A 19,950-nucleotide genomic window follows, 5' to 3' on the forward strand; every position below is an offset into this window, starting at 1 on the left:
CAACCCTTCGTCAGCCGCCTGTGAAGGATGACCTGTCGGGTTCGGGCTGGCGAAGTTGCCCGGCCGCACGCGGCGGCTTCACCCCGAGGGACGGCCGGTTTCCCGGTCGGCCCGTTGTGCTCGGGTCCTCCACTCCTGCCGATCCACTCCTGTCGACCAGTCATCCGGACAGCGGCAGGACTCGGCGTCCGCCCGGACCGCCCCGCCGCGGTGGCGGGGGCTTGTCGTCCCAGGGATCTTGACTCACCCGGTGCCTGTTTTCCGAGCTGAAACGGTGTTATGTGAGGCTCGTCACGACTGATCCATTCGGGTGGACAGGGTGGATTCGAGACGGGTGACGGAGTGCCCGACCGGCCTCGTACCAGCGGCGGAGCGCTGAATTCCGCTCACAGTCCAGGCAGGTTGCGCAAGTTGAGCCGTCCCTCGTGAGAGTGACGGCCTACGCCGAACGAGCGAGGCAATTCGGTCTGGGCACCGGGCGTGTCGCACGGTGTCGCCGCAGGGCGCTCGGGAAGTCCTGGAGGAGGCCGGAAGGCGGGTGGCTCAGCGATTGATCAACTCGTGCCGACGGGGGGCACGGTGACGCGCGCGGCGCGGCGTTCCCCGTCGAGCACCCGCAGCGCCCGCGCCAGGGTGCCCGCGTGGATCTGCGTCTCGCCCCGTTCGTGCATGGAGGCGAGGGCGTCCCGCAGCGCTGCCGCCCGGGACGCCAGTGCCTGCGCCGCCCGGAGGGCGCTGTAGGTGTCACTGCCGCGGGCCGGGTTGATCCGGCCCACCTGGTCGAGCACTTCCAGGTAGCAGTCGATGAACTCCCCCTCGGCACGGGTCAGTGCGGGGAGCGGCGGGAACTCCGGTGGGCGCATGGGCGGTTCACCTCGCGGTGTGCGGCGGCTGGGACGGGCTGCGGTTCTCCATGACGTGGTCCACCACCCCGTACGCCTTGGCGGCCGCGGCGTCGAGGAAGGTGTCCCGGTCGAGGTCGGCGCCGACCTGCTCCACGGACCGGCCGGTGTGCCGGACCAGCATCCGCGTGAGCATCTCGCGCTCACGCATCAACTCCCGTGCCTCGATCTCCAGATCGGACGGCTGCCCCCGCACCGGCTCGGGCAGGGAGGGCTGCTGGATGACTACCCGGGCGCCGGGCAGGGCATGTCGCCGGCCCGGGGCGCCGGCCGCGAGCAGGACGGCCGCGGAGGAGCCGGCCTGGCCGAGGCAGAAGGTCTCCACCTCGCAGGTGAGGTACTGCATCGTGTCGTAGATCGCGGCCATGGCGGTGAACGCTCCGCCGGGCGAGTTGATGTACAGCGAGATCGGCCGGTCGGGCTCCGCATGCTCCAGGTACATGAACTGGGCGATGAGGTCGGTCGTCGCGGTGTCGTCCACGGCCGTTCCCAGGAAGACGATCCGCTCGGACAGGAGCTTCGAGTACGGGTCGAGGGTGCGGGTCCCGGTCGCGGTGCGCTCGGTGAACTCCGGCAGTACGTAACGGGCGGCGGGGCGGATCATGGCTCGGTCCCTCTCCTTGTAAAAAATGTACAGGACGTACACAAGGTTATGATGGGGACTATGGCCTACGAGATTCCGGTGACGCAAGCCCGGGCGGAGCTCGCCGAACTGATCAACCGCGTCGTCTACGGCGGCGAACGGGTGGTCGTGACGCGGCACGGAAAGCCGCTCATCGCGCTCGTATCCGCCGCTGACCTGCGGCGACTTGAGGACGAGGAAACCGCGGCGGAGGAGCAGGTGATTCGCTCGGTGTCCTCGATACACTCCGCGACGTCCGCTCCGGGCGAACGGCGCAGCTTCGGTATCGCCGCGGAGCACCGCCGCCACGACGAGCACGGCGGCTGACCACTTCACGGGCACGCGAAAGAGCCGTGCACCCCCGTCCGTCAAGGCGGGGGTGCACGGCGGCTCGGTGGGTCAGCGTGTGAGCGCCGGTTCGGGCGCGACGACGGCCGGTGCCGGCTCGTCCTTGCCGCCGCCGCCGCGTCGTCCGGCCAGTGTCAGGACGGTCAGCCCGGCGATCGCCCACAGGGCGAGGGTCAGTGCCGGGCCGCCTGCCGCGCTCCCGTCGAAGAAGGCGACCGACCGCAGCAGTGATCCTCCCGCTCCCGGCGGCAGCCACTGGCCGATCACGCCGACGGGTTCGGGCAGCATGTCAGGTGCGCTGGTGACTCCGGAGAACGAGTTGCCGAGCAGGACCATGAGCAGTGCGCCGAGGCCGATGCCCTTCGGTCCGAGGACTGCGGCGAGACCGGCTACGGCCGAGCCGATGGCCAGAACGGTCAGCCCGAGCACGCCGGCCTCGGTCCACCAGTCGCCGGCGAGTACGCCGAGCCAGCTGTGCGCCAGCGCCGCGGCGGTGAGGCCCACGAGCGCCGATGCGCCGGTCAGGGCGAGTGCGGCACGGAGGCCGCGCAGTCCCAGGACGGTCACCAGGGCTCCTGCCGCGACCCCGGCGAGGGCCAGCGGCAGGGCGCTCGCGCCGAGGGCGCTGCCTCGCGGATCGCCGGCAGGCGCCTTCACCACATCGGTGACCTGGATGTCCGTGCCGGGCGGGGCCGACGCGGCCACGGCCTCGCGCAGGAGCTGGGCCACCACAGGGCCACCCGCGGTAGCGGTGAGCAGCCGGGGCCCGGTGGGGGTGGCGACTACGGCGCCGTATACGACCCGGTCCTCGATGGCCGCCCGGGCGTCGGCCTCGTCCTCGTACCGATGGACCTCGAAGGCGCCGGCGCGCTGTTCCATCCGCTCCTGGAGCTGATCGGCGGCGGGGGCGGCGCCGGCTATCCCCACGGGCAGATCGCGCGGGGCGATCCGGGCGGCCGGCCAGGCGAAAGCCCACAGGGCCAGGGCCATGACCATGGGGACGAGAAGGATCACTGCCACGGCGCGGCGGTTGCGCTCGGTGGCGGTGAGGGGCGTGTGGGGCATGAGGGCCTCCCTCGGAACCGTAAAGAGAAGGATCGTTCGTTTTTGCTACTCCACTGTCGTGCCGGGAATCGCGCCTTGTCAAGAAGGAACGTTCGTTTTAAGTTGTCCGCATGGCTCGCGTATCCCAGGAACACCTAGACGCCCGTCGCCGCCAGATCCTTCAAGGTGCGGCCCGCTGCTTCGCCCGTGACGGCTTCCACGGCACCTCGATGCAGGACGTGCTCAAGGAGGTCGGGCTCTCGGCAGGCGCCGTCTACCGCTATTTCACCGGCAAGGACGACCTGATCGCCGCCATCGCGGGCGAGGCGATCGGCGGGGTGCGCGCAGCCTTCGAGGAGGCCGCCCGTACCACTCCTCCGCCGGCGCCCGACCGTCTCATCGGCCGGGTCACCGGCGCCCTCTTCTCCGGTGGCCCCTTCGGCCTCGCCCCGCAGGCGTTCGCGGGTCTGGTCGTCCAGGTCTGGTCGGAGGCGCTTCGCAACGAACGGCTCGACAGCACGTTGGGCGAGGCGTACGGCGCCCTCCGGGCGGCCTGGGTCCAACTCGTCGACGCGTACCGCGCGAACGGCATGTTCCCCGCCGATCTGCCCGCCGACAGTGTGGCCCGCACGCTGATCGCGACGGCCCAGGGCTTCATCGTCCAACTGGCACTGTTCGGTGACATCAAGCCGGAGGTCCTGGAGGAGGGCCTGCGAGGCCTGATGTCCATGGATGTGCAAAGGGCCAGTTAACGCGCCGGAAAAACTTCCGCCCTAACGTGCAATACCTCGCCGCAGGACCCTCGTTCATGATCAACAGACTGTTGAAGGTGGATAGGGTCCGGCTGCGTCCAGGGCAGGTACTGGGCGGAAGACGAAGAGGTGGAAGCGTGCAACTCACCCCGCACGAGCAGGAACGCCTGCTCATCCATGTGGCAGCCGATGTGGCGGAGAAGCGGAGGGCGCGCGGGCTGCGGCTCAATCACCCGGAGGCCGTCGCCCTGATCACGGCGCATCTGCTGGAGGGCGCACGGGACGGCCGCACGGTCTCCGAACTCATGGCGTCCGGACGGAAGCTGCTCACCCGTGACGACGTCATGGAGGGCATCCCGGAGATGATCCACGACGTCCAGGTCGAGGCCACCTTCCCCGACGGCACGAAGCTCGTCACCGTCCACGACCCGATCGTCTGACGGGGGAGCGCCGCGATGATTCCCGGAGAGATCCTGTACGCGGACGGAGCCGTGCCGCTCAACGAGGGCCGGCCCGTCACCCGCCTCACCGTCCTCAACGCCGCCGACCGGCCCGTCCAGGTCGGCTCGCACTACCACTTCGCCGAAGCCAACCCCGGCCTGGACTTCGACCGTGCCGCCGCGCGCGGCCGGCGCCTCAACATCGCCGCCGGGACCGCCGTCCGCTTCGAGCCCGGCATTCCCGTCGACGTCGAACTCGTCCCGCTCGCAGGCCTGCGCGTCGTGCACGGCCTGCGCGGCGAAACCGGAGGTGCCCTCGATGCCTGAGCTCGACCGCGCGGTCTACGCCGACCTGTTCGGCCCCACCACGGGCGACCGCATCCGGCTCGCCGACACCGACCTGTTCGCCGAGATCGAGGAGGACCGCTCCGGCGGGCCCGGACTCGCCGGCGACGAGGCGGTGTTCGGCGGCGGCAAGGTGATCCGGGAGTCGATGGGCCAGGCGCGCACGAGCCGCGCCGAAGGCGCTCCGGACACCGTGATCACCGGCGCCGTGATCATCGACCACTGGGGCATCGTCAAGGCCGACATCGGCATCCGGGACGGCCGGATCGCCGGGATCGGCAAGGCGGGCAACCCCGACACGATGGACGGGGTGCACCCCGCTCTCGTCATCGGCCCCGAGACCGAGATCATCGCCGGCAACGGCAAGGTGCTCACGGCGGGCGCCGTGGACGCCCACGTCCACTTCATCTCGCCGACCATCGTCGACCAGGCGCTGTCCGCAGGTGTCACCACCCTGGTCGGCGGCGGCACAGGACCGGCTGAGGGCACCAAGGCCACCACCGTCACTCCCGGCGCCTGGCACCTTGCCCGGATGTTCGAGGCGCTGGAGGGCTACCCGGTCAACATCGGCCTGCTGGGCAAGGGCAACACGATGTCCGGCGACGCGATGCGGGCCCAACTCCGTGGTGGGGCACTCGGTTTCAAGATCCACGAGGACTGGGGCGCGACGCCCGCCGTCATCGACGCCTGCCTCAAGGTGTGCGAGGAGAGCGGCGCCCAGCTCGCCATCCACACGGACACCCTCAACGAGGCCGGCTTCGTCGGTGACACCCTCGCCGCCATCGCGGGACGCTCGATCCACGCGTACCACACCGAGGGTGCGGGTGGAGGGCACGCTCCCGACATCATCACGGTGGTCTCGGAGCCGTACATCCTGCCGAGCTCCACCAACCCGACCCGGCCGCACACCGTCAACACCATCGAGGAACACCTCGACATGCTGATGGTCTGCCACCACCTCAATCCGGCCGTGCCGGAGGACCTGGCCTTCGCGGAGTCGCGGATCAGGCCCTCGACCATCGCGGCAGAGGACATCCTCCACGACCTCGGCGCGATCTCGATCATCTCCTCCGACGCGCAGGCGATGGGCCGCGTCGGTGAAGTGATCATGCGCACCTGGCAGACCGCGCACGTGATGAAGAAGCGGCGGGGCGCCCTGCCCGGGGACGGTCGCGCCGACAACCGCCGCATCCGTCGCTATGTCGCCAAATACACCATCAACCCCGCGGTGGCCCAGGGCCTGGACCGGGAGATCGGCTCCGTCGAGACCGGCAAACTCGCCGACCTCGTCCTCTGGGACCCGGCGTTCTTCGGCGTCAAGCCGCAGACCGTCATCAAGGGCGGGCAGATCGCCTACGCGCAGATGGGCGACGCGAACGCCTCCATCCCCACTCCGCAGCCCGTCATGCCCCGGCCGATGTTCGGCGCACTCGGCCGCGCACCCGCCGCCAACTCGTTCAACTTCGTCACAGGCGCCGCCATCGAGGACGGACTGCCCGAACGCCTGGGTCTGGGCAAACGGTTCGTGCCGATCACCAGCACCCGGGGCGTCACCAAGGCGGACATGCGTGAGAACGACGCACTGCCCCGGGTCCAGGTCGATCCGGACAGCTTCGCCGTCACGATCGACGGAGAGCCAGTCGTCCCCGCGCCGGCCGCGGAACTCCCCATGGCCCAGCGCTACTTCCTCTTCTGACGGCCCCGATCCTGGCGGCCCCGACCCTGACCGCGCCGATCTGACAGCCACGACCCCGACGGCCCCGGCTCCTCCCATCGAAAGTCATCCATGACGCGCGCAGCGCTGCTCGTCCTCGCCGACGGCCGGTTCCCCGCCGGTGGCCACGCCCACTCCGGTGGCGCCGAACCGGCCGTCAAGGCAGGACGCATCCGAAACGCCGACGACCTCGCCGAATTCTGCCGGGGCCGGCTCCACACCACCGGACTCACCTCCGCCGCACTCGCCGCCGCGGCGGCACACGGTCTCGACCCGCTCGACCTCGACGAGGCCGCCGACGCCCGTACACCCTCACCGGCCCTGCGGGCCGTCGCGCGCAAGCTCGGCCGTCAGCTGATGCGGGCGGCACGGGCCACCTGGCCCAGTGCCGAACTGGCCGCGCTCGCCGCCGCCCGGCCACGCGGCGCACACCAGCCCGTCGTCCTCGGGCTCACCGCACGGGCCGCGGGACTCGGGCCCGAGGACGCCGCGCACTGCGTCGCGTACGAGACCGTCAGCGGGCCCGCCACCGCGGTCGTCCGCCTGCTCTCCCTCGACCCCTTCGAGGCCACCGCCGTCCTCGCCCGCCTCGCCCCCGAACTCGACCAGGTCGCCGAACAGGCCGCCACCGCCGCCCGCATCGGCCTCGACGCGCTGCCCGCCGCTTCGGCACCGCTGCTCGACATCGCCGCCGAAGCGCACGCGGCCTGGCCGGTCCGCCTCTTCGCCTCGTAACCGCACCCTCAGGAGCCGCCCCATGCACCTCGACCACAGCCACGACGGTCCTGCCGCCGTGAGCGCCGACGCCGCACGGCCCGACGGCACCCGGCGCGCCCTGCGCATCGGCCTCGGCGGCCCCGTCGGCTCCGGCAAGACCGCCACCGTCGCCGCCCTCTGCCGAGCCCTTCGCGACCAGCTGTCGATCGCCGTCGTCACCAACGACATCTACACCCGCGAGGACGCCGCCTTCCTGCTGCGCAACGCCGTCCTGCCGCCCGAGCGGATCCAGGCGGTCGAGACCGGAGCCTGCCCGCACACCGCGATCCGCGACGACATCTCCGCCAACCTCGAAGCCGTCGAGGACCTGGAGGACGCGGTCGGCCCCCTCGACCTGATCCTGGTCGAGTCCGGGGGTGACAACCTCACCGCCACGTTCTCCAGAGGGCTGGTCGACGCACAGGTCTTCGTCATCGACGTGGCGGGCGGCGACGACATCCCCCGCAAGGGCGGCCCCGGTGTCACCACCGCCGACCTCCTCGTCATCAACAAGACCGACCTAGCCCCCTACGTCGGCTCCGACCTCGGCCGGATGGCCCGCGACGCCGCCGAGCAGCGTGGCGAACTCCCCGTCGTCCTCACCTCCCTGAAGTCCGCCGACGGCGTCGCCCCCGTCGCCGACTGGGTGCGCGCACAGCTCGCCGCCTGGACCGCATGAGCGTCCAGGCCACGGCCCGCATCAGCGCGGTGACCGACCGCAGGGGCGTCACCGTACTGCCGGTCCTGGAGAGCAGCGGACCGCTCGCCCTGCGCCGCACCCGCTCCCCACGCGCCCCGTACGCCCGCGTCACCGTCGTCGGTGCCATGACCGCGCCCCTGGGCGGTGACCGGCTCGCGGTCGCGGCGGACGTCGGGGACGGCGCGCGGCTGACCGTCGACTCGGCCGCCGCCACCGTCGCGCTGCCCGGAGCGGGGCCGGAGGCCGGTCCGGCGACGTACGACGTGCGCCTGGCCGTGGGGGAGGGGGCGGTGCTCCGCTGGCTCCCGGAACAGCTCGTCTCCGCGTACGGCAGCGAGCTGCGCATGACCACCCGGGTCGAACTCGCCGCGTCCGCACGCCTGGTGCTGCGCGAGGAACAGATCCTCGGCCGGCACGGCGAGCCGACCGGCACGCTCACCACCCGGCTCACCGTGCGCCGGGCCGGCCGGCCGCTGCTGGACCAGCAACTCGCTTACGGACCGGGCGCGCCCGGCGGCTGGGACGGCGGGGCGGTACTCGGCGGCCACCGCGCCGTCGGGCAACTCCTCGTGGTGGACCCGGACTACGAGGGGGACACCTGCCCGGAAACCCGGCTGCTGTCCCCGTCCGCCGTACTCACCCGGCTGGCAGGACCCGCCGTGCTGGTGACCGCCGTCGCCGACGACGCACGGCTGCTCCGCCGGGTGCTGGACGAGGCACTGCACGAGCTGAAGAGCCTCGACTGAGGGGGAGTCCGCTCAGCGGGACCGGGGTCACCGGTTATTGGTTCGGTAAAGAAACACCCGTACGCCCTGTTGTCAGGAACCCCTCAGGCGAAAGGATCTGCCGGAAGTCCCGATGAAACGCGCCGCCACCACGCGGCGCATCGGATATGGGGGAGGTTCCACTTGAGACGCACAGCAGTGCTCGGTTCGGCCGGCACACTGATCGCGGGCACGCTCATAGCGGGCGCGATCGCCGCACCGGCGGCCAGCGCCGACGGGCGTCACCACGGCGGCTCCGAGGCGTACGGTGTCGAACTCGCCGCAGCACGGGCCGCGCAGGCCGGTATCGACTGGCAGGACTGCCCCGCGGACTGGGCGCTCTCCAAGCCCATCCAGTGCGGCTGGGTGACCGTCCCGCTCGACTACGCCAAGCCGAACGGCAAGAAGATCAAGCTGGCCGTGGACCGGGCCGTCAGCACCGGCACAGCGGCGGAGCGCCAGGGCGCCCTCGTCTACAACCCGGGTGGCCCCGGCGGTTCGGGCCTCCGGTTCCCGAACAGGGTCGTCACGAAGAACCCGCTCTGGGTGAAGACCTCGAAGGCCTACGACTTCGTCGGCTTCGATCCGCGCGGCGTCGGCCACTCGGCGCCGATCTCCTGCATCGACCCGCAGGAGTTCGTCAAGGCTCCCAAGGCCGACCCGGTCCCGGACAACGAGGCCGACAAGCGTGCACAGCGCAAGCTGGCCGCCGAGTACGCGGACGGCTGTGCCGAGCGCAGCGGCGACATGCTGCCGCACATGACCACGCCCAACACCGCGCGCGACCTGGACGTCATCCGCGCCGCGCTCGGTGAGAAGAAGCTCAACTTCCTGGGCGTCTCCTACGGCACGTACCTGGGCGCGGTCTACGGCACGCTCTTCCCGACCCATGTGCGCCGCATGGTCGTCGACAGCGTGGTCAACCCGTCGAAGGACAGCATCTGGTACGAGGCCAACCTCAACCAGGACATCGCCTTCCAGATGCGCTGGAACGACTGGAAGGCGTGGGTCGCCAAGAACGACGCCACCTTCCACATCGGAGACACTCCCGAGAAGGTCGAGGAGGCGTGGCTCGAACTGCGCGCCGCCGCCAAGAAGGACCCGATCGGTGGAGTCGTAGGCCCCGCCGAGCTCATCGGCTTCTTCCAGAGCGCCCCGTACTACGACTCCAGCTGGGCGCCCGTCGCCCGGGTCTGGAGCGCCTACCGGGGCGGCGACACCCAGGCACTCATCGACGCCGCGGGCCCCGACATGTCGGACCTCGCGGGCAACGCGTCCGCGGAGAACGGCAACGCCGTGTACACGGCGGTCGAGTGCGCGGACGCCAAGTGGCCCACGAACTGGCAGCGGTGGGACCGGGACAACACCCGGCTGCACAAGGACTACCCGTTCATGACCTGGGCCAACGCCTGGATGAACCTCCCGTGCTCGACCTGGTCCGCCAAGCAGCAGACGCCGCTCGAGGTCAGGACGGGCAAGGGCCTGCCGACCGTGCTGATCGTGCAGGCCACGCGTGACGCCGCCACTCCGTACGAGGGCGCTGTCGAGCTGCACAAGCGCTTCAAGGGCTCGCGTCTCATCACCGAGAAGGACGCCGGTTCGCACGGCGTCACGGGCCTGCTCAACCCCTGCGTCAACGAGCGGGTGGACACCTACCTGCTCACCGGGGAGACCGACCGGCACGACGTGACGTGCGCACCGCACGCCACACCGAAGCCGTAAGCAGCACCGGGAACCGGGGGCGGCCGGGCATCTGTCCGGCCGCCCCTCACCCCGCCCCAGGGGCTCACGCGCCCCTGTCGTACTCCTTCAGCCAGGCGTCCTCCGCCGCGTAGTCGAAGATGTCGCCGTAGTTCCGCGCCATCTTCGGGAAGGCGTCCACCCAGTCCCGGCCGTCGAGCTGCCCCGCCAGCCAGGCCACCGTCTCCGGCAGGGACTCCGCGTAACCGGTCACCGGCCGGTAGCCGAGCTCGCGCTCCGCCGCCGTCATGTCGTACACGATGTCGTGCGCCGCGCTCCACGGGGTCTCCCCGACCCGGCCCGGGGCCGGTGCGCCCGCCAGCAGCACGGTCTCCGTCTCCCTGCCCAGCACCTCGTCCACGGCCGCACCGATCTCGGCGACCGTCGGAGCCTGGGGATCCGCCGCGTTGAGCACACGGCTGCCGGGCCGCAGGGCCGCCAGCCGGATCAGCTCCGCGACGTTCGACACATGGACGGGATGGAAGCGGCTCGATCCCCCGTAGGCCAGCACCCGGCGCGTGCGGCCGTCGACGGCGCGCTTGACGAAGTACAGCTCGCGCGGGGTGCGGCAGTACGGCCCGTGCACGGCCCCCGCCCGCAACAGGGTGACCGGAAGTGAAGGAGCGGCCAGCAGGTCCCGCTCCAGGCGGATCTTGCGCGTCGCATACGTATCGTCCCCCGGAGCCACGGTGGCCAGGGACTCCGGAATCGGCAGTGGGTACTGCGGGCCCCCGTCGGGGCGGTCCTGGGTGTCGAAGCTGCGGCCCCGCTCGTCCTCGTACACCGCCCCGCTGGAGATCACCACCGCCGAACCGATCCGGTCCGCGAGGCCGGTCAGCTGCCGGGCGTGCGCCCCGTCGTACGCGACCATGTCGACCAGGACGTCACAGCCCTCGCCCAGGGCCGCCGCGAGCGCCCCGTGCTCGTCCCGGTCGAGGCGCACGCTGCGCACCCCCTCGGTCCAGGTGGCGTCCCGTGTACCGCTGTGCGAGGCGGCCGTCACCTCCCAGCCGTCCTCGACGAGCGCCGTGACGGCCGCCCGGCCGATCTGGCCCGTCGCTCCCAGTACGTATGCGTGTCCTCTGCTCATGGGGGAGACGCTAGGGCGGGGACCGCCGACGGACCAGGAACCTTCGCTGAGCGCAGATGCGCGGACTCGCGGGTCCGCCGATCCGTGGAACGCGCGGTCAGCGCCGCAGCCGGGGGAACTTCTTCGGCTGGTCCGACTCCGCGGCCTTCACCTTGGCCGCGTACTCGTCGACGTACTCCTGGCCGGACAGGCCGAGGATCGCGTACATGATCTCGTCCGTCACGGCCCTGATCGCCGCCTTCCGGTCCTCCAGACCGGCGTACCTGGAGAAGTCGAGGGGCTCACCGAAACGGATCGTGACCTGCTTGATCCGCGGGACGACCTTGCCGGGCGGCTGAATCTCGAAGGTGCCGACCATCGCGCACGGAACCACCGGCACGCCCGCCCTGATCGCCATCACCGCGACGCCGACCTTGCCCTTGTACAGCCGCCCGTCGTGCGACCGGGTGCCCTCCGGGTAGATCCCCAGGAGCTCACCCTTGGCCAGTACACCGAGCCCTTCGCGGATCGCCGCCTGTCCCGCGTCCTTGCCCGAGCGGTCCACCGGAATCTGCCCCGCGCTGCGGAAGAAGGCGGCGGTCAGCCGGCCCTTGAGACCGGGGCCTGTGAAGTACTCGGCCTTCGCCAGAAAGGTGATGCGCCGCTTGATGATCGCGGGCATCAGGAAGTGGTCGGAGAACGACAGGTGATTGCCGGCGACGATCGCCGCCCCTTCGGCGGGAATGTGCTCCAGTCCCTCGATGCGTGGCCGGAACAACAACCGCAGGAGCGGTCCCAGCACAACGTATTTCAGGACGTAATAGAACACGGAGGGTGCACCTCGCTCTGCCGGTCGGCTCAGGGCTGTGTCGTGCCAGGTCATCGGTGGTGCGGGCAAACCGTCAGTCTAGGGCGCCCCTCGCAAGCGCGAGGCCGTACTGACGGGTCACCACGCCGGTTGCGGACCTCGACCGGTGGTGCGCCGCTCCGTGGAGCGGATCAGTTCTCCTGCGTGGCCGCCATGCCCAGCGTCGCCAGGCCCAGCACCACCCAGCCGAACCACAGCCAGCCGTTGCTCCCCAGCGCCACCGTGTACGCCGTCACGGCGACCAGCGTCCCGAGGGTGAGCACTCCCATGGTCTTCACGGATCCGGACATGCGCGCACGCTCCTCACCGGCCGCGCGGCCGTTGAGCCCATGGTCACCCCGTGGGGGCGCTCCGCGCTACTGTCCGCGCGCCTGCAAAGAGGCCAGGTACGCGTTGTAGGCGGCCAGCTCCTTGTCGCCGTCCCGGTCGGCCGCCCGGTCCGAGCGCTTCGCGATCCGCTGGTCGGAGCGGTACCACTGGAAGACCAGCGCGATCAGCACCAGCACCGAGGGGATCTCGCTGAACGCCCAGGCGATACCACCCGCCCAATTCTGGTCACTGAGCGGGTCGATGCCCAGCGAGGCAGGGGGGCTCTTGTACGTCTCCACCATCGGGGCGCTCGCCATCATCAGCGCGATGCCGAAGAACGCGTGGAACGGCATACCGGCGAAGAGCTCCAGCATCCGCATGAGATAGCCCGGCCGGTGCGGCCCCGGGTCGATTCCCATGATCGGCCAGAAGAACACCAGGCCGACGGCGAGGAAGTGCAGCATCATCGCGAGGTGACCCGGCTTCGAGCTCATCAGGAAGTCGAAGAGCGGGGTGAAGTAGAGCGCGTACAGGCTGGCGATGAAGAGCGGGATCGTGAACACCGGGTGCGTGATGATCTTCATGTACCGGCTGTGCAGGAGCATGAGGAGCACCTCACGCGGCCCGGTCCGGTCCCGGCCGGCGACCGGCAGGGCCCGAAGCATCAGGGTCACCGGCGCCCCGAGCAGCAGCAGGATCGGCGACAGCATGCTGATCACCATGTGCTGCACCATGTGCACGCTGAACATGACCATGCCGTAGTCGTTGAGCTTGGTGCACATCACCAGGGCGATGGAGAGCACGCCGATCACGAAGAAGACGATCCGGTTGACCGGCCAGCCGTCCCCCCGCCTGCGCAGCCGCAGCACGGCGTACGCGTAGAGCACGAGCGCGAGCACGCAGCCGGCCAGGAAGAACGGGTCCGCGGAGAACTCCAGCCCGCGTCCCAGCGTGAACGGCGGCAGATCCATGTTCATGCCGTGCCCGCTGTGCTCCATCTGTTCACTCCCGCTGGGGACATCCCCGTTTCGTGCCGCTTGTCCGGGTACAGAGTAGAACTGCCCCCGGCCGCAGCTGCGGCCGGGGGCAGTTCAGGGAGTCCAACGGGTCAGAGCACGCACTCGGCCTCGGCGTAGCGCTCCGCGGGAACCGTCTTCAGGGTCTCCACGGCCGCGGCCAGCGGCACCATCGTGATGTCCGTGCCGCGCAGCGCCGTCATCATGCCGAACTCGCCGCGGTGCGCGGCCTCCACCGCGTGCCAGCCGAAGCGCGTCGCGAGGACCCGGTCGTACGCCGTCGGGGTACCGCCGCGCTGCACATGACCGAGGATCACCGGGCGGGCCTCCTTGCCGAGCCGGTGCTCCAGCTCGATGGAGAGCTGCGTCGCCACCCCGGCGAACCGCTCGTGCCCGTAGATGTCCTTGGTGCCCTGGGCGAACTCCATGGAGCCCTCACGCGGCTTCGCGCCCTCGGCGACCACGACGATCGCGAACTTCTTGCCGGCGGAGAAGCGCCGGCCGACGAGCGTGGTGAGCTCGTCGATGTCGAAGGGGCGCTCCGGGACGACGATGGCGTGTGCGCCGGCGGCCATGCCCGAGTGCAGGGCGATCCAGCCGGTGTGACGGCCCATGACCTCGACGATCAGCACCCGCTGGTGCGATTCTGCCGTGGTCTTCAGCCGGTCCAGAGCGTCGGTCGCGACACCGACGGCGGTGTCGAAGCCGAAGGTCACATCGGTGGAGGCGATGTCGTTGTCGATCGTCTTCGGTACGCCGACGATCGGCAGACCTGCCTCGGAGAGCAGATTGGCGGCCTTCAGCGTGCCCTCGCCGCCGATCGGGATGATGGCGTCGAGACCGAGGTCGGAGACATGGCCCCTGGCCCGCTCGACACCGTCACGCAGATGGGCCGGCTGGACCCGGGAGGAGCCGAGGATCGTGCCGCCACGGGCGAGGATGCCACCGACGGCGTCGAGGTCGAGCTTGCGGTAGTCGCACTCGAGGAGGCCCCTCCAGCCGTCGTGGAAGCCGATGACCTCGTCACCGTGGTCCACCACCGCGCGGTGCACGATGGACCGGATGACGGCATTGAGGCCGGGGCAGTCGCCGCCGGAGGTGAGCACACCAATTCGCATTGCCCGGGAAACCTTTGCAACGTGGGGCCGACGACCGGACCACGTCGTCCGGTTTGATCCCCGCCACCCTACCGGCGCAGGGTGGCGGGACCGAACCCGGCGTCCGCCTGCTGGACTCCGCTCAGTTGAGCCGAAAAGGCCTCAGGCGGGCTGCGTCGCCGCGGCGATGCGCTCGGAGCGCAGCGCCTCGTACCAGCGGTCGTCCGTGGGCGGCAGCGCGTTCACGTCGAGGGCCAGTTTCAGCAGCAGATCCGCGATCAGCGGATTGCGTGCCATCACCGGACCGTGCATGTACGTGCCGAACACCGTGTCGTTGTACGCGCCTTCGGTGCCGTCGCCCGTGCCGTTGCCCCGGCCGAACTGGACCCGGGCGAACGGCCGTGCCGTGGGGCCGAGATGGGTGATGCCCTGGTGGTTCTCGAAACCGGTCAGGGGCGGCAGACCGAGGTGCGGGTCGATGTCCGCGAGCACGTCGCCGACGCACCGCGCGCCCTCGCCCCGCGTGGACACCACGTCGAGCAGACCGAGACCCGGCTCGCGCTCACCGAGGTCGTTGATGAACTCGTGGCCGAGGATCTGGTAGCCCGCGCACACCGAGAAGATGATCGCGCCGTTCGACGCCGCCCGGCTCAGCCCGCCGTCGCGGCGCAGCCGCTCGGCGGCGAGCCGCTGCGGCCGGTCCTCACCGCCACCGATCAGGTAGATGTCACCGGACGTGGGCACGGGCTGGTCGCTGCGGACGTCGACGCGCTGCACGTCGAGACCGCGCTGCCGGGCCCTGCGCTCCACCACGAGGGCGTTGCCCTGGTCGCCGTAGGTGCTGAGGAGGTCGGGGTAGACCCACACCAGCCGCAGGCTGTTGTTGCTCATGCTTCGTCCTCTCCGGAGGGGGCCGGGGCCGGGGTCAGTTGCCGACACGACGGCGCAGATCCTGGAAGGCGGTGTAGTTGGCAATGACCTCGATACGGCCGGGCGGCGCCAGCTGGACGGCCTCGTCCAGGGTCTCGCAGACCCGGAAGTCGAGACCGGCCACCTCAAGGCGTACCGCGAGGTCCAGCTTGCGGTCACCGAGCACGAAGATCGGGTGGCCGTGCAGCTGGGGGTAGTCGACGTCCCAGAGCCACGAGGTGTCGGTGCCGTCCGCGCCACGGGCGTTGACGGAGAGGATCACCGGCGTCGGCGGGGGATCGATCAGGGAAAACGTTTCGAGCCAGCCCGCCGGGTTCTTCGCCAGCAGGAGCCGCAGCTCACGGCCGAGGAAGGTGACGACGTCGTAGCGGCCCGCCACGGCCTGCACCTGGTACATGCGCTCCAGGGCGACCTGCGGCGGCACACCGAAGACGGCGGCGACCGCTGCCGAGCTGGTGGCGTTCGCCTTGTTCGCGCGCCCGGGCAGCTGCAGATGGATCGGCCAGGCCGATCCGTGCGGGTCCAGGACGTAGTCGCCGTTCAGCGCCCAGCTGGGGGCAGGGCGGCGGAAACCGCACTCGCCACAGAACCAGTCGTCACCGGGGCGCTGCATCACACCACCGCACGAGGGGCAGGACCAGGCGTCGTCCTTCCACGCCTGGCCGGCCGCCACCCACACCACGTTGGGGGAGGAGGACGCCGCCCACACGATCAGCGGGTCGTCGGCGTTGGCCACGATCACGGCCTTCGAGCCGGAAAGGCCCTCACGCCACTTCTCGGCCAGCATCCGGGTCTCCGCGGCGCGGTCCAGCTGGTCGCGCGAGAGGTTGAGCAGCGCGATCACCTTGGGCGTCGTGTCGCGGGCGACCCCGGCGAGGTACTTCTCGTCGACCTCGATCACGCCGTACTTCGCGTCGGAGCCACCGGCCAGCGCGGAGGTGATCCCCGCCGGCATGTTGGCGCCGAGCGCGTTCGAGACGACGGGGCCGGCGGCCCCGAGTGCCTCGGCGATCAGCCTGGTGGTGGTCGTCTTGCCGTTCGTCGCCGACACGAGGATCACGTCCAGGTGCTGCGCCAGCCGCCCCAGCAGGTCGGGGTCGAGCTTGAGCGCCACCCGGCCGCCGATCACCGATCCGCTGCCGCGCCCCGCAGCGCGCGACACCGCCGCCGCGGCCTTGCCCGCCGTCACGGCGAGCTTGGCCCGCGGCGACAACGGCTCCGTGTTGCCTGCCATCGTCCTTGATCCTCCTTGCATCGGTCCGCGCCCAGCCTATCGATGTCCCGTGCCACGACCGCACCGCGGCACCACGGGAAGGCGCGGCCCGCGGCGGAACGTACGCTTGCCGCCATGCGAAACCGCCCGATCCCCGGCAGTTCCGGACTCATTCGTGCCATGAGTCTGTTCGGCGACCCTGTCCTCCACAGCCCCTGCGAGGACGTCACCGACTTCGGGCCGGCCCTCTCCCGACTGGTCGAGGACATGTTCGCCACGATGTACGCGGCGCAGGGTGTCGGGCTCGCCGCCAACCAGATCGGCGTCCCGCTGAAGGTGTTCGTATACGACTGCCCGGATGACGATGATCTTCGTCACCTCGGACACGTAGTGAACCCGAAACTGATCGAGGTGGACGGCATTACCGTACGCGGACCGGAAGGGTGTCTTTCACTTCCGGGCCTGGAGGCAGGCACCGAGCGCTTCGACCACGCCGTCGTCGAAGGGGTCGACCTCGACGGAAATCCGGTGCGGATCGACGGCACCGGCTGGTTCGCCCGGTGCCTCCAGCACGAGTGCGACCACCTCGAAGGCGCCGTCTACACGGACCGGCTCACCGGACTGCGTCGCGCCAGGGCGATGCGCGCGGTCCGGCGGGCGCCGTGGGGGCCGACCGCCTGAGCGGGGTTTCAGAAGCCGGGGCCTCCCGGCCGGTCGCCCGCCTCGGCGAGCCTGCCCCAGAGCAGGTCGGCGAGGCTGTGCACCAGTTGGGCGCGTGAGCACGGACGGTCGCCCAGCCACCAGTCGCCCGCGGCGTGCATCATGCCGACGATGCCGTGGCCCCAGATGCGGGCCATCAGCTCGTTGTCCGGACCGAGGTCGACCCGCTCGGCGATCACCAGGCCCAGTTCCTCGCCGAGACGGCGCAGCAGCGGGGCCGAGTGCCGGCCGACGTCGAAGCCCTGCTCCGGTGAGGGGGCTGCGTCGTCGGAGGGGTGCATCAGGAAGCGGTAGACCTGGGGGCGGGCCTCGATCGCCGCGAGATAGGTGTCGAGCGTCGACTCGACCCGCTCCCGGCGTCCGGCGGGCGCGTCGAGCGCCGCGCGCAGGGCGCTGAGCAAGGCATCGGTGTGACGTTTGGCGAGGGCGCGGTAAAGACCGCCCTTGTCGCCGAAGTGACGGTAGAGAATGGGCTTCGTGATCCCGGCCTCGGCGGCGATCGCGTTCATCGACGCCTTGGGCCCGTCCCTGAGTACCACCCGGTCCGCGGCTTCGAGCAGTTCGCGGCGGCGGCGCTCGGCCGCGCTCCGCTGGCGCTCGGCCTGTCGTGCGGTCTCCATGTCGTGTCTCCCCACCCCTGGCCATGCCTTTTCTTCACGCCCGGGCAACGTAACACCCTGCTCCGCGAAGGAGCGGATCGGACTCCCGGTGGTTGACAGTACTTACTTGTCGGTAACAGACTGTAGTTACCGCAAGTAACGTACGTTTATCACGGCAGTGCATGGAGGGGAACATGGCCGAGTTCACGCTCGATCTCAACGACGACCAGAAGCAGGTCCGGGACTGGCTCCACGGCTTCGCGGCGGACGTCATCCGGCCGGCCGCCTCGGAGTGGGACGAGCGTGAGGAGACGCCCTGGCCCGTCATCCAGGAGGCCGCCAAGGTAGGCATCTACTCCCTCGACTTCTACGCCCAGCAGTTCTTCGACCCCACGGGCCTCGGCATCCCGATGGCCATGGAGGAGCTCTTCTGGGGCGACGCGGGCATCGCCCTGTCCATCGTCGGTACGGGCCTGGCGGCCGTGGGCGTCCTCGCCAACGGTACCGAGGAGCAGATCGGCACCTGGATTCCGCAGATGTACGGCGACCCGGACGACGTGAAGGTCGCCGCCTTCTGCTCGTCCGAGCCGGACGCGGGATCCGACGTGGGCGCGATGCGCACCCGCGCGGTCTACGACGAGGCCAAGGACGAATGGGTCCTCAACGGGACGAAGACCTGGGCGACCAACGGCGGAATCGCCAACGTCCACGTCGTCGTCGCGGTCGTCGACGCGGAGCTCGGCTCCAAGGGGCACGCCTCCTTCATCGTCCCGCCGGACACGGCGGGCCTCTCCCAGGGGCAGAAGTTCAAGAAGCACGGCATCCGTGCCTCGCACACCGCCGAGGTCGTCCTGGAGGACGTACGAGTGCCGGGCAGCTGCCTGCTGGGCGGCAAGGAGAAGCTGGACGAGCGCATGGCCCGGGCCCGTGAGCGGGTCAGGTCCGGTGGCGGCGAGCGCGTCAAGAACGCAGCGATGGCCACCTTCGAGGCCTCACGCCCCGCCGTCGGCGCCATGGCCGTCGGTACGGCCCGCGCGGCGTACGAGGTCGCGCTCGACTACGCGAAGACGCGGACGCAGTTCGGCCGCCCGATCATCGACAACCAGGGCATCGCCTTCCAGCTCGCCGACATGCGTACGCAGATCGACGCCGCCCGGCTGCTCGTCTGGCGCGCCTCCTGGATGGCGACCACGGGCAAGCCGTTCACCTCGGCGGAGGGCTCCATGTCGAAGCTCTACGCGAGCGAGACGGCCAAGAAGGTCACCGCGCAGGCCGTCCAGATCCTGGGCGGCAACGGCTACACCCGTGAGTACCCCGTGGAGCGGATGCACCGGGACGCCGCGATCTACACGATCTTCGAGGGCACCAGTGAGATCCAGCGCCTGGTGATCGCCCGCACGCTCTCGGGTATGCCGATCCGCTAGCGCGGTGAGTGGCGGGGAGGCGGGCCGCACGCGTTCACCGTGCGTGCGGCCCGTGAGCCCGGCGTGATCCGAACGGGAGGTCCTAGCCGAGCTGGGCCTCGATCGCCGCGATGACCTCGGGGGCCTCCGGCTCGGTGCGGGGGCGGATACGGGCGACCGGCTCGCCCGCCGGGGAGATCAGGAACTTCTCGAAGTTCCACTGGACGTCACCGGCGGAACCGTCGGCGTCGGCGAGCTTCGTCAGCTCCGTGTACAGCGGGTGGCGGCCGTCGCCGTTGACGTCGAGCTTCTCCAGCAGCGGGAAGCTGACGCCGTACGTGGCCGAGCAGAAGCTCTGGATCTCCTCGGCGCTGCCCGGCTCCTGGCCCGCGAACTGGTTGCAGGGAACGCCGAGGACGGTGAAGCCGCGATCGCCGTACTGCTTCTGGAGCCGCTCCAGGCCCTCGTACTGCGGGGTGAGCCCGCACTTCGAGGCCACGTTCACCACCAGGAGCGTCCGGCCCCGGTAGGCGCCGAGCGTGGTGGGCTCGCCTGTGAGCGTGTGGAGCGGGATGTCGTGCACAGTCATGGAGCTGCTC

The 19,950-nt window shown here is 70.5% G+C and carries 23 protein-coding genes and 1 riboswitch; of the genes, 11 read left to right on the plus strand and 12 right to left on the minus strand.

Annotated elements, in window-relative coordinates; all coding sequences use genetic code 11:
- A riboswitch (cyclic di-AMP (ydaO/yuaA leader) is annotated at positions 1-184 on the minus strand.
- A 370-nt stretch (positions 185-554) separates the two neighbouring features.
- Together AB0C82_RS26575 and AB0C82_RS26580 are read right to left on the minus strand one after the other, a co-directional pair.
- On the minus strand, positions 555-863 hold the full coding sequence (locus AB0C82_RS26575) for a hypothetical protein (protein ID WP_362846452.1): 309 nt from the start codon (positions 861-863) through the stop codon (positions 555-557).
- 7 nt (positions 864-870) lie between these two features.
- Complete coding sequence (locus tag AB0C82_RS26580) at positions 871-1,506, minus strand: ATP-dependent Clp protease proteolytic subunit (RefSeq protein WP_362846454.1); 636 nt, start codon at positions 1,504-1,506, stop codon at positions 871-873.
- A gap of 60 nt (positions 1,507-1,566) precedes the next feature.
- Here AB0C82_RS26580 and AB0C82_RS26585 point away from each other — a divergent pair, with 60 nt between their 5' ends.
- On the plus strand, positions 1,567-1,851 hold the full coding sequence (locus AB0C82_RS26585) for a type II toxin-antitoxin system Phd/YefM family antitoxin (protein ID WP_362846456.1): 285 nt from the start codon (positions 1,567-1,569) through the stop codon (positions 1,849-1,851).
- A gap of 72 nt (positions 1,852-1,923) precedes the next feature.
- Here AB0C82_RS26585 and AB0C82_RS26590 read toward each other — a convergent pair whose 3' ends face one another.
- On the minus strand, positions 1,924-2,937 hold the full coding sequence (locus AB0C82_RS26590) for an ABC transporter permease (protein ID WP_362846458.1): 1,014 nt from the start codon (positions 2,935-2,937) through the stop codon (positions 1,924-1,926).
- Positions 2,938-3,047: 110 nt separating this feature from the next.
- Between AB0C82_RS26590 and AB0C82_RS26595 the strand changes: the two genes are divergently transcribed.
- From AB0C82_RS26595 to AB0C82_RS26630, 8 genes are all read left to right on the plus strand, one after another.
- Positions 3,048-3,668 carry a TetR/AcrR family transcriptional regulator gene (locus tag AB0C82_RS26595; RefSeq protein WP_362846460.1) on the plus strand — a complete coding sequence of 207 codons (621 nt, stop codon included), beginning with the start codon at positions 3,048-3,050 and terminating at the stop codon, positions 3,666-3,668.
- Between the two features lie 137 nt (positions 3,669-3,805).
- Positions 3,806-4,108: an urease subunit gamma gene (locus tag AB0C82_RS26600; RefSeq protein ID WP_328908833.1), complete on the plus strand. Its 303-nt coding sequence runs from the start codon at positions 3,806-3,808 to the stop codon at positions 4,106-4,108.
- A gap of 15 nt (positions 4,109-4,123) precedes the next feature.
- Positions 4,124-4,435 (plus strand): urease subunit beta, encoded by a 312-nt coding sequence (locus tag AB0C82_RS26605; RefSeq protein ID WP_362846462.1) that lies wholly within the window; start codon positions 4,124-4,126, stop codon positions 4,433-4,435.
- Positions 4,428-6,149 (plus strand): urease subunit alpha, encoded by a 1,722-nt coding sequence (locus tag AB0C82_RS26610; protein ID WP_362846464.1) that lies wholly within the window; start codon positions 4,428-4,430, stop codon positions 6,147-6,149. The genes AB0C82_RS26605 and AB0C82_RS26610 overlap by 8 nt, the downstream gene beginning before the upstream one ends.
- Before the next feature lie 90 nt (positions 6,150-6,239).
- The gene (locus tag AB0C82_RS26615; RefSeq protein ID WP_362846466.1) at positions 6,240-6,902 is read left to right on the plus strand and encodes an urease accessory UreF family protein; all 663 of its coding nucleotides are present in this window, start codon (positions 6,240-6,242) and stop codon (positions 6,900-6,902) included.
- A 22-nt stretch (positions 6,903-6,924) separates the two neighbouring features.
- Positions 6,925-7,602, plus strand: coding sequence for an urease accessory protein UreG (gene ureG, locus AB0C82_RS26620; RefSeq protein ID WP_362846468.1), 678 nt, complete (start codon positions 6,925-6,927; stop codon positions 7,600-7,602).
- On the plus strand, positions 7,599-8,369 hold the full coding sequence (locus AB0C82_RS26625; protein ID WP_362846470.1) for an urease accessory protein UreD: 771 nt from the start codon (positions 7,599-7,601) through the stop codon (positions 8,367-8,369). The genes ureG and AB0C82_RS26625 overlap by 4 nt, the downstream gene beginning before the upstream one ends.
- A 162-nt stretch (positions 8,370-8,531) precedes the next feature.
- Positions 8,532-10,109 (plus strand): alpha/beta hydrolase, encoded by a 1,578-nt coding sequence (locus AB0C82_RS26630; protein ID WP_362846472.1) that lies wholly within the window; start codon positions 8,532-8,534, stop codon positions 10,107-10,109.
- Between the two features lie 64 nt (positions 10,110-10,173).
- On the opposite strand, the gene AB0C82_RS26635 is transcribed toward AB0C82_RS26630, so the two are convergent.
- The 7 genes from AB0C82_RS26635 to AB0C82_RS26665 form a co-directional block, all read right to left on the minus strand.
- Complete coding sequence (locus AB0C82_RS26635) at positions 10,174-11,217, minus strand: NAD-dependent epimerase/dehydratase family protein (protein WP_362846474.1); 1,044 nt, start codon at positions 11,215-11,217, stop codon at positions 10,174-10,176.
- A 97-nt stretch (positions 11,218-11,314) separates the two neighbouring features.
- Positions 11,315-12,025, minus strand: coding sequence for a lysophospholipid acyltransferase family protein (locus AB0C82_RS26640; protein ID WP_362846476.1), 711 nt, complete (start codon positions 12,023-12,025; stop codon positions 11,315-11,317).
- Between the two features lie 170 nt (positions 12,026-12,195).
- Positions 12,196-12,354 (minus strand): hypothetical protein, encoded by a 159-nt coding sequence (locus AB0C82_RS26645; protein WP_362846478.1) that lies wholly within the window; start codon positions 12,352-12,354, stop codon positions 12,196-12,198.
- Positions 12,355-12,420: 66 nt separating this feature from the next.
- On the minus strand, positions 12,421-13,371 hold the full coding sequence (locus tag AB0C82_RS26650; RefSeq protein ID WP_362846480.1) for a cytochrome c oxidase assembly protein: 951 nt from the start codon (positions 13,369-13,371) through the stop codon (positions 12,421-12,423).
- Positions 13,372-13,481: 110 nt separating this feature from the next.
- Positions 13,482-14,507, minus strand: a complete 1,026-nt coding sequence (locus AB0C82_RS26655) for a 6-phosphofructokinase (protein ID WP_362846482.1) — start codon at positions 14,505-14,507, stop codon at positions 13,482-13,484.
- A gap of 141 nt (positions 14,508-14,648) precedes the next feature.
- A complete protein-coding gene (locus tag AB0C82_RS26660; protein ID WP_362846484.1) occupies positions 14,649-15,377 on the minus strand; it encodes a glutamine amidotransferase in 729 nt (242 codons plus the stop codon).
- A 34-nt stretch (positions 15,378-15,411) separates the two neighbouring features.
- Positions 15,412-16,650 carry a MurT ligase domain-containing protein gene (locus tag AB0C82_RS26665; RefSeq protein ID WP_362846486.1) on the minus strand — a complete coding sequence of 413 codons (1,239 nt, stop codon included), beginning with the start codon at positions 16,648-16,650 and terminating at the stop codon, positions 15,412-15,414.
- 114 nt (positions 16,651-16,764) lie between these two features.
- On the opposite strand from AB0C82_RS26665, the gene def reads away from it, so the two are divergent.
- A complete protein-coding gene (gene def, locus AB0C82_RS26670; protein ID WP_362846488.1) occupies positions 16,765-17,310 on the plus strand; it encodes a peptide deformylase in 546 nt (181 codons plus the stop codon).
- Between the two features lie 8 nt (positions 17,311-17,318).
- Here the strand turns inward: def and AB0C82_RS26675 are convergent, their stop codons facing one another.
- Positions 17,319-17,969, minus strand: a complete 651-nt coding sequence (locus tag AB0C82_RS26675; RefSeq protein ID WP_362846490.1) for a TetR family transcriptional regulator — start codon at positions 17,967-17,969, stop codon at positions 17,319-17,321.
- Positions 17,970-18,142: 173 nt separating this feature from the next.
- Here AB0C82_RS26675 and AB0C82_RS26680 point away from each other — a divergent pair, with 173 nt between their 5' ends.
- On the plus strand, positions 18,143-19,372 hold the full coding sequence (locus AB0C82_RS26680) for an acyl-CoA dehydrogenase family protein (RefSeq protein ID WP_362846492.1): 1,230 nt from the start codon (positions 18,143-18,145) through the stop codon (positions 19,370-19,372).
- Between the two features lie 82 nt (positions 19,373-19,454).
- Here AB0C82_RS26680 and AB0C82_RS26685 read toward each other — a convergent pair whose 3' ends face one another.
- Positions 19,455-19,940 carry a glutathione peroxidase gene (locus tag AB0C82_RS26685; RefSeq protein WP_362846494.1) on the minus strand — a complete coding sequence of 162 codons (486 nt, stop codon included), beginning with the start codon at positions 19,938-19,940 and terminating at the stop codon, positions 19,455-19,457.
- Between the last annotated feature and the right edge of the window lie 10 nt (positions 19,941-19,950).

The sequence above is a fragment of the Streptomyces sp. NPDC048560 genome (assembly GCF_040650955.1).
Taxonomy (GTDB): Bacteria; Actinomycetota; Actinomycetes; order Streptomycetales; family Streptomycetaceae; genus Streptomyces.